We start from the raw sequence: 12,419 nt of genomic DNA, 5'->3' as shown, positions 1-12,419 counted from the left end.
GAAGTCTTAAAACTTTCTCATGACCCGCCAGTTACGTCAAGGCTTCTCAGGTGATTTTGCAGCAGAAACCGGTGTTGCCAACTTCGGCTTCTGTGCAGGGCTTGTCAGTGCCGGAGCGGCTGATGTAGCTGCGCCTGCTGCGGGCTGGGTAACTGGCGCCGTACTGACGGGTTTCACCGGCATAGTGCTGGTCACAGGAGCCTTACTCGGCAAGGCAATCCCGGAAGTCATGGTGGACGCGGCGTGATCCGAAAGATAAGCCAGACCCAGACTGTTCAAAAAGAAAATCGCCCCCACTACTGCGGTGGTATGGCTCAGAAAATTGCCTGCACCCTGGGCGCCAAATACGGTTTGCGAACCGCCTCCACCAAAGGCCGCGCCCATATCCGCCCCCTGCCCCTTCTGAATCAGGACCAGCCCCACCAGTACCACACATATAATGACCTGAAACACCAGTAACGCGGTGTACATGATAATCAACCTCCTCGCCCTGCCGATTCGGCAGCACGACAAATCTGGATAAACTCTCCGGCGATCAGGGATGCTCCACCAACCAGGGCACCATCAATATCATCCTGGTTAAACAGTGCTGCGGCATTATTTCCCTTGACGCTGCCTCCATACAACAAAATGATTTTTTTGGCCAATTGGCTGGAATATCCGGCGATCAGGTTGCGGATAAAGGCATGCACAGTCTGGGCCTGCTCTGGACTGGCACTCAACCCGGTACCAATGGCCCAGATAGGTTCATAGGCAATAATCAGATTCGGTTGGTTGGACTCCCGATTCAAGAGGGGCAATATGGCTTCCACCTGGCGCTGCAGGACTTGTTCTGTTGTTCCCTGTTCCCGCTCTGCCGCACTTTCGCCTACGCAAACCACCGGTATCAAGCCCGAGGTTAGTGCTGCCTTGACCTTGTGAGCAACCAGATCATCGCTTTCTGCAAAAATCTGTCTTCTTTCCGAATGTCCTATCAAAACATAACGGCAACCCATATCTCTGAGCATTGCTCCAGATATTTCACCGGTATAGGCACCATTGGCTTCCCAGAAGAGATTTTGCCCTCCCCAACGCAATGCCGTACCTTTGGCTTCTTGAGAAACCGCATGCAGCAGGGTGAACGGTGGGAACAGCACCACCTCAGGACGCAGCTGTTCCAGCCCGGCGCTGAGAATGGCTTGGGTGAGATGGACCGCATCGGCGCTGAGGCCATTCATCTTCCAGTTTCCGGCAACCATGGTCGGGCGCAAATTGAATCTTCCTTTTTCAGTCATATGTCATAATCGTCTAATGAGCGCCCGAGTGTAAAGACTCACTCGGCAGTGGTCAATTTTGCCGGCGCTGGTGCTATTATTCATGACCTATCAGGATCATCCTGCTGCCAGAATTTCCAGTTCTGTGGCCAGTTTTTTGGCAACGCGATCCGCCAACTCCGCCGATTTCGCTTCTACCATGATCCGCAGCAAAGGCTCTGTCCCTGAGGGGCGGACCAGCAACCGCCCCTGGTCTGCCAGGTCCCGCTCCGCTCCTGCAATGTACTGGCGGGCACTTGGATTATCCAACATCCGGCGCGCCTCCGCCAGACGGATCCCAATGAGTACCTGGGGATAAGGCCGATAGCCTGCACGTAGCGCTTCCAGACTTTTGTTATGTTTACGCATAATCGCCAATATCCGCAAAGCCGCCAGTATGGCATCGCCCGTGGTATTGGCAGGGGTGATAATATGACCCGATGATTCTCCGCCCAGATTAAAGCCATTCTGCTGCATGGCTTCCAGAACATAACGATCACCTACGGCACTGCGCACAAAGGGTATCCCCAGTTCAGCCAGCCCCTGTTCCAGGGCGAGATTGCTCATGAGCGTGCCAACCACGCCCGATAGCGCATTTTGTTGTTGCATATCCCGCGCCAATAACCAGATGAGCTCATCACCATCCAGCACTTCACCTTTTTCATCTACCAGAATCAGGCGATCGCCATCCCCGTCAAAAGCAATACCTAGATCCGCTTGGGAATTGCGAACCTTCTCCTGCAAAATTTCCGGGCAGGTCGAGCCGACTCCCGCATTGATGTTGATACCGTTAGGTTCCACACCCAGCAAGGTCAGCGTTGCACCCAACTCCCGGAATACCATGGGACCCACCTTGTAATTGGCGCCGTGGGCACAATCCACCACCAGATGCAGACCGCGCAAATCCAGGTTGGCCGGGAAGGTAGTCTTGCAAAATTCCACATATCGACCGGCCGCATCTTCTACCCGGCGCGCCTTTCCCAGTTGCTCGGAATCCGAAACCAGCATGGGCCGATCCATCCAGGCTTCGATGGCTTCCTCCTGGGCGTCGGGTAACTTGTAGCCGTTTCCAGAGAAAAACTTGATGCCATTATCCTGATAGGGATTATGGGAAGCACTGATGACAATGCCAGCATCGGCGCGCAAAGTGCGGGTCAGATAGGCAATGGCCGGTGTGGGCAGGGGACCAACCAGCAACACGTCCACCCCGGCGCTGGCAAGGCCGGATTCCAGAGCGGATTCCAGCAGATAACCGGACAGGCGCGTATCCTTGCCTATGACCACACGGGGACGTTCGCTCGCTCCGGCGGTCAGCACATGGCCCGCTGCCCAACCCAGCTTCAATACCCATTCGGGATGAATGACCGAATCACCAACCCGGCCTCTCACCCCATCTGTACCAAACCACTTTCTACTCATACTGTTGTCCTCAAGGACACGTCAGTGCCCTGTTCCTGTATACCTGTCCAGACCCTGATGGCCTGCACCGTTTCTGCCACATCATGGACCCGCAGCACCTGCGCACCATGGGTCATGGCCCACAGCGCGGCGGCAATGCTTCCCCCCAGCCGCAGGGCGGCTTCCGAAACCCCGGACAGAGTGCCAATCATGCTTTTCCTGGAGGCGCCGACCAGAATCGGCAATCCCAAGGACTGCAAAGTTTCCAAGCGCCTCAGCAACAAACAGTTTCCCTGCAAATCTTTGGCAAATCCCAACCCGGGATCCAGCAGCAAGTGATCACGCTGAATACCGACGGCTTCGCAAGTCGAGATTCTTTCCCTGAAAAATGCCTCCACTTCGCCGAGCAGATCGGAATAGTCGGTTTGCGTCTGCATATTCCTGGGCGTGCCGCGCATGTGCATCAAACAGACAGGAATCTGCAACTCGGCGAGCAGCGCCAAAGAATCCGGATCACCGCGTAGTGCCGTCACATCATTCATCATCCCGGCACCCAAAGACCAGGCTTCACGCATAACCGATGCCTTGGAGGTGTCTATGGAAACCGGCAAAGGCACTGCAGCCATTACTGCTTCCACAACCGGCAGCAGGCGCTCCATTTCTTCACTGTCAGATATGGCGGGAGCGCCGGGACGGGTCGATTCTGCGCCAATATCAATGATGTCAGCACCACTCTCCCAGATCTGGCGAGCGCGCATGACCGCCTGATCCGGACGGATACAAACACCTCCATCTGAAAAAGAGTCGGGGGTAACATTCAAAATCCCCATAACACAAGGGCGCCCCAAATACAGCGGGCGCCCATTGCAATCCAGCGTTACGGTCAAACGGGGTGCTCTCCGGGATTCAGGCCAGGCAAAGACTGGCCGCCGGTTTTGTCCGAGCTGGCCGCGTTGCCATCAGAGGGCACGCTGGGATAACTACCGGCCCCATCCACTGGCGGACGTGGATCACGCCCAGCCATGATATCGCTCACCTGATTGGAATCCAGGGTTTCATATTTGAGCAAAGCCTGGGCCATGGCCTCCACCTTATCGCGATTTTCCTCGATAAGCTTGCGAGCAATGTCATAACGTTCACGAATGATGTTGCGGATTTCTCCGTCCACCGTCATGGCCGTCTGCTCGGAAATGTTACTGTGCTTGGTCATTTCCCGCCCGATGAACACCTCTTCTTCCTTTTCGCCAATGACCATGGGACCAATGCTGGACATACCCCACTGGGTCACCATTTTCCGGGCCAGATCGGTGGCGCGTTCAATATCATTGCCCGCACCGGTGGTCATCTGGTTCAGGAAAACTTCTTCGGCAATACGTCCACCCATGAGAATGGAGATGTTACTGAGAATTTCCAGCCGCTCATAGTTGAAGCGATCTTCCGTCGGTAACTGCATGGTCACACCTAAAGCCCGACCACGCGGAATGATGGTCACCTTGTGCACCGGATCAGTACCGGGCAGCAACTTGGCTACCACCGCATGACCGGATTCATGGTAGGCCGTGGTCTCACGTTGCTTGTCGCTCATCACCACCGACTTGCGCTCGGCGCCCATCATGACTTTGTCCTTGGCATTCTCGAAGTCAAGCATGTCCACCAGACGCTTGCTTTTCCGAGCTGCCATCAAGGCCGCTTCGTTGACCAGGTTGGCCAGGTCGGCGCCGGAAAAACCCGGAGTGCCCCGGGCAATAACCTTGGGATCCACGTCAGGGGTAATGGGCACCTTGCGCATATGCACCTGGAGAATCTGCTCACGACCACGAATGTCCGGCAACGGAACCGTAACCTGCCGGTCAAAACGGCCGGGACGCAGCAGGGCGGGATCCAGCACATCGGGACGATTGGTAGCCGCCACCACAATAATGCCTTCCGTGCCTTCAAAACCGTCCATTTCTACCAGCAGCTGATTGAGGGTCTGCTCACGTTCATCATTGCCACCACCCAGACCGGCGCCACGCTGGCGTCCAACCGCATCAATTTCGTCGATGAAAATAATGCAGGGCGCATGTTTCTTGGCCTGCTCGAACATGTCCCGAACCCGGGAAGCACCAACACCCACGAACATTTCCACAAAATCGGAACCGGAAATGGAGAAGAAAGGCACCCGTGCTTCACCAGCGATAGCCCGCGCCAGCAAGGTCTTGCCCGCACCCGGTGAACCCATCAACAGCACGCCCTTGGGAATACGTCCACCGAGGCGCTGAAACTTCTGGGGATCGCGCAGGAAGTCGACGATTTCCGCCAGCTCTTCCTTGGCTTCTTCCACACCGGCGACATCGGCAAAAGTCACCTTGTTGTTTTCTTCGGTGAGCATCCGCGCCTTGCTACGTCCGAAGGTCATGGCGCCGCGACCGCCTGCACCACCACCGCCCATCTGCCGCATGAAGAAAATCCAGACGCCGATGAGGAGCAACATAGGGAACCAGGAAATCAGGATGGACAGGAGAATAGACTGACCTGCCGGGGGTTTGACATTGATTTTTACCCCTGCCGCCAGCAATTGAGGAACCAGTTGGGTATCGTTGGCAGGTGTATAGACGCTGAACTTTTGGCCCGAACTGAGGCTGCCCGTGACATGATTAGCATCAATATTCACATTGGCCACTTGGCCCTGCTTGACGCTGTTCACAAAAGTTGAGAAATCCATGGCCTGAGCTGGTGTCGAGTTACTCGTATTGAGGTTCTGAAACACCAACATCAGGATGACGCCTATAGCCACCCACAACAGCACATTTTTTAAGACATTATTCATAATTTACCCCCCACAAGGGAGAATTTAGACCTGATTCAACATGGACACATGCTTTGATGTTAGTCCTCTGTAAAGCTACTGACAATAATCTTTTTTTCACCCCTGAGTTCCTCCGACCGTCAGATCGCGTATTTTGAGGGTGGGCTGACCGACACCTACTGGCACGCTCTGACCATCCTTGCCACAAGTACCCACACCTGTATCTAGTTGGAGATCATTACCGATCATTTCAACCCTGGTCAGCACATCTGGACCATTGCCAATCAGTGTCGCGCCCTTAACAGGCCGAGTGATTTTACCATTTTCAATCAGGTAGGCTTCTGAGGCAGAAAAGACAAATTTACCGTTGGTAATGTCTACCTGACCGCCACCAAAATTCACTGCGTACAGACCGCGCCGCACGCTGGCAATGATTTCTTGGGGATCCCGATTTCCTGCGCGCATGTAGGTATTGGTCATCCTCGGCATAGGTAAATGCGCAAAGGACTCGCGACGACCATTGCCGGTCGAACGGGTCCCCGTCAGGCGCGCATTGAGGGTATCCTGCAGATAGCCCTTGAGAATACCGTCTTCAATCAGCGTGGTGCATTGGGTGGGCGTACCTTCGTCGTCCACGTTGAGACTGCCCCGGCGATTTTCCAGGGTACCATCATCCACCACGGTCACCCCTGGAGCCGCCACCCGCTCGCCGACCCGGCCACTGAAGGCGCTGGTTCCCTTACGGTTGAAATCGCCTTCCAGGCCATGACCGATGGCTTCATGCAGCAGGATCCCCGGCCAACCCGGCCCCAGCACCACGTCCATGCTGCCGGCCGGGGCGGCTTCAGCCTCCAGGTTGACCAAGGCCTGGCGGGCTGCTTCCCGGGCGAAATCTTCCGCCATCTGACCTTCCAGGAAATTTTGATAGTCAAAGCGTCCACCACCGCCAGCACTGCCCTGCTCCCGTCGCCCGCCCTGCTCGGCAATGGCAGAAACATGCAGACGCACCAACGGCCGCACATCTGCCGCCATGCTGCCATCCAGCCGCGCCACCAACACCGCTTCGAAGCGCGCACTCAGACTGGCCATCACCTGAACAATCCGGGGATCTACAGCCCGTGCCGTACGCTCGACTCGCTCCAGCAAGGCAATTTTTTCTTCATTGGGAATCGATGCCAATGGATCGGTGGGCTGATAAAGGGATAAACCCTGACGCCGTTGCCAGACCAGCCCCCGGTTTTCTCCACTTTGATGGACAATGGCCCGGGCTGCGTCGGCAGCGGTCAACAGGGCATCCACGGCAATTTCATCGGAATAGGCCAGCCCCTGCCGCTCACCGTTGATGGCGCGCACGCCCACGCCCTGCTCGATGGAATGACTCCCGTTTTTGACCACGCCTTCTTCCAGACTGAAACCTTCGCTGCGGCTGTATTGAAAATACAGGTCCGCATCATCCAGGGCGCGGTCCGACAATCGGCCAAATACTTTTTCCAGCTCCCCTTCGCTGATGCCGCCGGGTGCAAACAAAGTGGCGCGTGCTATATCCAGGGTTGAAGCCGTCATAAATATCCTTCCTTGTGTGTCTATGGGCTTCAGTATGCGCCCAAGAACCCTTTTAGAACAAGTCCAGGTTTATCGAGCTGTAATTTCGCCTCGGAAAATATCGCGAAATCCTTGAAAAATGATGATGCTGGATATCTTATCCACATCTTGTCACATAGTTATCGACACCCCCATCCACAACATGTAGTTGACAACACCTCAAATGGGACTATATTTTGTGGGTGAGGTGTCTGGCAAGTCATTATTCTCCCGGGTGCCCGTCGCGTAACTATTACGCCGCTCTTTCCTGATCTTTTCGCCTTGCTTCGGAGTCTTAGACATGCTCAATCCTGCCGCTCAAGCCGTTGTCAGCAATCCCGCCTACGATCCATCTGACGCTGACCACTACAAGGTAATCCGTCGCAACAATGCCGTGGTCACCTTTGATGCCAGCAAAATCCATATCGCCATGACCAAAGCCTTTCTGGCCGTGGAAGGCGGCGGTGGCGCTGCCAGCGCCCGGGTGCGCGATCTGGTCACCCGTCTGACCGGACAGGTCATCGAGGCCTTGCAAAGGCGCCAGCCCGGGGGCGGCACCTTTCATATTGAAGACATTCAGGATCAGGTAGAACTGGCCTTGATGCGCGCCGGTGAACATGAGGTCGCCCGTGCCTACGTGCTCTATCGCGAAGAGCGCGCCCGTGAGCGTCGCCAGCAGAACGCTGCCACGCCCCTCACCGACATTCCGCAAATCCAGGTGAAATATCCCGATGGCAGCCAGCGCGCTCTCGATATGCAGCGCCTGCGCGCGGTGCTAGAAGAAGCTTGCAGCGGTCTCGGCGAAGCCGTTTCCGTGGATATGCTACTGAACAATACCAGCAAAAATCTCTACGACGGCATCAGTGAAGATGAGCTTTTTCAGGCACCGATTCTGGCAAGCCGGGTCATGATCGAACGCGATCCTGCCTACGCCTATGTTTCTGCGCGTCTGCTGCTTGATCGGGTGCGTTGGGAAGTGCTGGGAGAAGCTGCCACCCAGGCAGAAATGACCCTGCGCTATTCCGAATACTTCCGGGACTATCTGCAAACCGGCATTGCCCATGAACTGATTGACCCTCGCCTGGGACAATATGATCTGGAGCGGATCACGGCAGCTCTGAAACCAGAACGGGATCTCAATTTCCAGTATCTGGGCTTGCAGATTCTTTATGACCGCTATTTCCTGCATGTGCGCGATCGCCATATTGAACTGCCTCAGTCCTTCTGGATGCGCGTCGCCATGGGTCTGGCCATCAATGAGGTTGATCGGGAAGAACACGCCATCGCTTTTTATGAAGTACTCTCCAGCTTCGATTTCGTCAGCTCAACGCCGACCCTGTTCAATTCCGGCACCTTGCGTCCGCAATTATCCAGCTGCTTCCTGACCACCGTGGGGGATGATCTGGACGACATTTACGAGGCTATCAAGGAAAATGCCCTGCTTTCCAAATTCAGCGGCGGCCTGGGTAATGACTGGACCCCGGTGCGGGCGCTGGGATCTTTCATCAAGGGTACCAATGGCAAATCCCAGGGTGTGGTTCCCTTCCTCAAGGTCGTCAATGACACCGCCGTAGCGGTGAATCAGGGCGGCAAGCGTAAGGGCGCGGTCTGCGCCTACCTCGAAACCTGGCACATGGATATCGAGGAGTTTCTTGAACTGCGTAAAAATACCGGTGATGACCGGCGTCGTACCCACGACATGAACACCGCCAACTGGATTCCCGACCTATTCATGGAAAGGGTCGAAAACGGCAGAGACTGGACCCTGTTCAGTCCCAATGAAACGGCCGACCTCCATGACCTGACCGGCTCCGCATTCCGCGAGCGCTACGAACATTATGAGCGCTTGGCCGATGCCGGCGAAATCGAACTCTACAAGAAAATTCCGGCCATTCAGCTCTGGCGGAAAATGCTGACCATGCTCTTTGAAACCGGGCATCCCTGGATTACCTTCAAGGACCCCTGCAATCTGCGCAGCCCGCAGCAACATGTGGGTGTCGTCCACAGCTCCAACCTCTGCACGGAAATCACCCTCAACACCAACGACAAGGAAATTGCCGTGTGCAACCTCGGTTCCGTCAACCTGGTGGCGCACCTGAAAACCACGGCTCTGGCTGATGTTCCCGCCCTGCGCACCGAGAGCACGCCCGAAGACTTGCTGGCACTGCTGGATACGGACAAGCTGGGGCGCACCATCCGGATTGCCATGCGCATGCTCGATAATGTCATCGACATGAACTACTACGCGGTCAGCAAGGCGCGCAACAGTAACCTGCGTCATCGCCCGGTGGGCCTCGGCTTGATGGGCTTTTCCGACGCTCTGTTGGAAATGCGCATACCTTATGCTTCGGCGGCCGCGGTGGCATTTGCTGATATCAGCCAGGAAGTGATTTCCTACCATGCCCTGGACGCCTCGGCGGATCTGGCCCGGGAACGTGGCAGCTATCCCAGTTTTCAGGGGTCGCTCTGGAGTCAGGGCATATTACCCATCGACAGCATTGAAGTACTTGCCGCCAGCCGTGAGCATGGGGTGGATGTGGATCGCAGCTATCGTCTCGATTGGAGCGCGCTGCGCAACAAGGTCCGCGAGGGTATCCGTAACAGCAACTGCCTGGCCATCGCACCCACGGCGACCATTTCCAATATTGTCGGCGTCAGTCAGGGCATCGAACCCATTTATCAAAATCTGTATGTCAAATCCAATCTTTCCGGCGAATTTACGGTGGTGAACAGCTATCTGGTGCACGACCTCAAACGTCAGGGCCTCTGGGATGAAGTCATGGTCAATGATCTCAAATATTTTGACGGTTCCGTCATGCCTGTGGATCGCATTCCTGCCGCACTCAAGCCCCTGTATGCCAACGCCTTTGAAACCGATCCGGATTGGCTGGTAGAAGCAGCGGCACGCCGTCAGAAATGGCTGGACCAGGCGCAGAGTCTGAATTTGTATTTTGGGCAGCCCTCCGGCAAGAAAATTGACGAAACCTATCGCCTGGCCTGGAAGCGTGGCCTGAAAACCACTTATTACCTCCGTTCGCTGGGCGCTACAGCGGCGGAAAAATCTACTGTACAAACAGGCACTCTCAACGCCGTGCCCGGCCACCAGCCGAAGGCCTGTGCCATTGATGATCCCACCTGTGAAGCCTGTCAATAAGCAGAGGAGAATTTATAATCATGTTGAATTTTGAAAACAGTTTGCGTCCCGAGCCACTGCGTAGCAGCAGTCTGAATGATTTGCCAGAGTCCTTGCCCGAAGATGAAAGCATCCGCTTCGCTCGGGTACGGGCCGAGGACAAGCGCATCATCAACGGCCACGCCGATGTCAATCAACTGGTGCCCTTCAAATATCAGTGGGCCTGGGACAAGTATCTGGCAGCCTGCGCCAACCACTGGATGCCCCAGGAAATCCAGATGTCCCGGGATATTGCCCTGTGGAAAGATCCCAAAGGCCTCACCGAAGACGAACGCCGGATCGTCAAGCGCAATCTCGGCTTTTTCGTCACCGCCGACAGTCTGGCCGCCAACAATATTGTGCTGGGCACCTATCGCCACATCACCGCCCCGGAATGTCGGCAATATATGCTCCGCCAGGCCTTTGAAGAAGCCATCCATACCCATGCCTATCAATATATTGTGGAATCCATTGGCCTGGACGAGGGAGAAATCTTCAACATGTACCACGAAGTACCATCGGTACGTGACAAGGACCAGTTTCTCATGCCCTTCATCGACATTCTGGCGGACCCCCACTTCAAGACCGGCACTCTGGAAAATGACCAGAAACTGCTGCGCTCCCTGATTGTTTTTGCCGCCATCATGGAAGGCACCTTCTTCTATGTCGGCTTCAGCCAGATTCTGGCCATGGGTCGGCAGAACAAGATGGTCGGCGCCGCCGAGCAGTATCAGTACATTCTTCGCGACGAGTCCATGCACTGCAATTTCGGCCTGGATATGGCCAACCAGATCAAGGTTGAAAACCCGCAGCTCTGGACGGAAGCCTTCCAGCAGGAAATTATTGACCTGATCCGGCGTGGGGTGGAGCTGGAATGTGCCTACGCCGACGACACCATGCCGCGTGGCGTGCTGGGCCTCAATGCCCCGATATTCAAGGATTACGTCAAATTCATCGGTAACCGGCGCCTGGTCCAGCTGGGCCTGCCCCAACAGTATCCGGGTGTGCAAAACCCCTTCCCCTGGATGAGCGAAATGATGGACCTCAAAAAGGAGAAAAACTTTTTTGAAACCCGGGTGACGGAATATCAAACTGGGGGGGCATTGAGCTGGGATTGATTCCGGCTAAGTGGCGCTTTGCCGGTACGATCGCTTCCAACGCAAACCCGTATCTGTGCGTACTGGTCAAAGCAACTTACTACAGTCAACGTTAATGTTGATTCACTTTCCATGAGAATGACGATGCGTGCTTTTGCCTTTGATACTGCTTTATTTCAGTCCTCTTCCACCCAGCTTTATGCCGTAAAAATCCCTACTCCTCAACCGACAGGCTACGATTTGCTCGTGGAGGTTCATGCCGTATCAGTGAATCCTGTCGATCTGAAAATACGGTCTGGAATACAACCTTCTCCTGGAGAACAACGTATCTTGGGTTTCGACGCCGCCGGAGTCGTGGTAGCCGTCGGCGAATCTTGCACCTTGTTTCAACCTGGAGATGCTGTGTACTACGCTGGTGCGATGCAACGACCTGGAAGTAATGCCGAATTTCAGTTGGTGGATGAGCGTATTGTTGCCCGCAAGCCGCAAAGTCTGAGTTTTGCCGAAGCGGCTTCCTTACCCCTGACGGCGCTGACAGCCTATGAAATGCTCTTTGACCGCCTCCAGATACAGCAACGATCGCAACATAATGATCAATTACTGATTATCGGGGCTGCGGGTGGCGTAGGCTCCATGGCTGTTCAATTAGCAAGAAGGCTGACCGACCTGCACATAATTGCTACTGCTTCGCGGCCTGAGAGTCAAGCCTGGTGCTTGGAACTTGGGGCGCACATGATAGTGGATCATACGCCAGCCTTTTCAGAAACCTGGATTTCTCAATCGTTAGCACAGCCAAACTTTGTTTTTTGCACAACCCATTCAGAAACATATGCTCCACAACTTCCCGCCCTGATGGCTCCGCAGGGACATCTTGGCCTGATCGACGATCCCCAAATATTTGATATCATTCCCTTCAAACAAAAAAGTATCAGTATTCATTGGGAATTCATGTTTACCCGGACTATGTACACGACGCCCGACATCCAGCGGCAACAGACAATCCTCTCAGAAGTTGCAGCACTTGTGGATGAAGGGAAAATCCGCCATACAGCAACTAGAATTATTGAAGGTTTTAATGAATCTGGTTCCTC

At 55.0% G+C, this 12,419-nt stretch carries 9 protein-coding genes; 3 read left to right on the top strand and 6 right to left on the bottom strand.

Going from position 1 to position 12,419, the window contains the following annotated elements:
- Positions 1 to 36 precede the first annotated feature (36 nt).
- The 6 genes from secG to tldD all read right to left on the bottom strand — a co-directional run bounded on the left by secG (position 37) and on the right by tldD (position 7,041).
- Entirely contained in the window at positions 37 to 471 is a 435-nt protein-coding gene (gene secG / locus B1757_RS02165) for a preprotein translocase subunit SecG (RefSeq protein ID WP_101536764.1), read from the bottom strand.
- A gap of 5 nt (positions 472 to 476) precedes the next feature.
- Positions 477 to 1,274 (bottom strand): triose-phosphate isomerase, encoded by a 798-nt coding sequence (tpiA, locus tag B1757_RS02160; RefSeq protein ID WP_253253659.1) that lies wholly within the window; start codon positions 1,272 to 1,274, stop codon positions 477 to 479.
- Between the two features lie 96 nt (positions 1,275 to 1,370).
- Positions 1,371 to 2,711, bottom strand: coding sequence for a phosphoglucosamine mutase (gene glmM / locus B1757_RS02155; RefSeq protein ID WP_101536762.1), 1,341 nt, complete (start codon positions 2,709 to 2,711; stop codon positions 1,371 to 1,373).
- Positions 2,708 to 3,520, bottom strand: coding sequence for a dihydropteroate synthase (folP, locus tag B1757_RS02150; RefSeq protein ID WP_101536761.1), 813 nt, complete (start codon positions 3,518 to 3,520; stop codon positions 2,708 to 2,710). Before folP ends, glmM begins: the two co-directional genes overlap by 4 nt.
- 53 nt (positions 3,521 to 3,573) lie before the next feature.
- The gene (gene ftsH, locus B1757_RS02145) at positions 3,574 to 5,499 is read right to left on the bottom strand and encodes an ATP-dependent zinc metalloprotease FtsH (RefSeq protein WP_101536760.1); all 1,926 of its coding nucleotides are present in this window, start codon (positions 5,497 to 5,499) and stop codon (positions 3,574 to 3,576) included.
- A 96-nt stretch (positions 5,500 to 5,595) separates the two neighbouring features.
- Positions 5,596 to 7,041: a metalloprotease TldD gene (gene tldD / locus B1757_RS02140; protein WP_101536759.1), complete on the bottom strand. Its 1,446-nt coding sequence runs from the start codon at positions 7,039 to 7,041 to the stop codon at positions 5,596 to 5,598.
- A gap of 319 nt (positions 7,042 to 7,360) precedes the next feature.
- On the opposite strand from tldD, the gene B1757_RS02135 reads away from it, so the two are divergent.
- The 3 genes from B1757_RS02135 to B1757_RS02125 all read left to right on the top strand — a co-directional run.
- The gene (locus tag B1757_RS02135) at positions 7,361 to 10,213 is read left to right on the top strand and encodes a ribonucleoside-diphosphate reductase subunit alpha (RefSeq protein WP_101536758.1); all 2,853 of its coding nucleotides are present in this window, start codon (positions 7,361 to 7,363) and stop codon (positions 10,211 to 10,213) included.
- 20 nt (positions 10,214 to 10,233) lie between these two features.
- Positions 10,234 to 11,349: a ribonucleotide-diphosphate reductase subunit beta gene (locus B1757_RS02130; RefSeq protein WP_101536757.1), complete on the top strand. Its 1,116-nt coding sequence runs from the start codon at positions 10,234 to 10,236 to the stop codon at positions 11,347 to 11,349.
- Between the two features lie 123 nt (positions 11,350 to 11,472).
- Positions 11,473 to 12,419 (top strand): zinc-binding alcohol dehydrogenase family protein (locus B1757_RS02125; protein WP_172437563.1); only part of this gene is annotated, 947 nt, incomplete at its 3' end.

The sequence above is a fragment of the Acidithiobacillus marinus genome (genome assembly GCF_002847505.1).
In the GTDB taxonomy this organism is placed as follows: domain Bacteria; phylum Pseudomonadota; class Gammaproteobacteria; order Acidithiobacillales; family Acidithiobacillaceae; genus Acidithiobacillus; species Acidithiobacillus marinus.
Note: the sequence above shows the minus strand (reverse complement) of the source record. Positions and strands in the feature narration are given on the sequence as shown.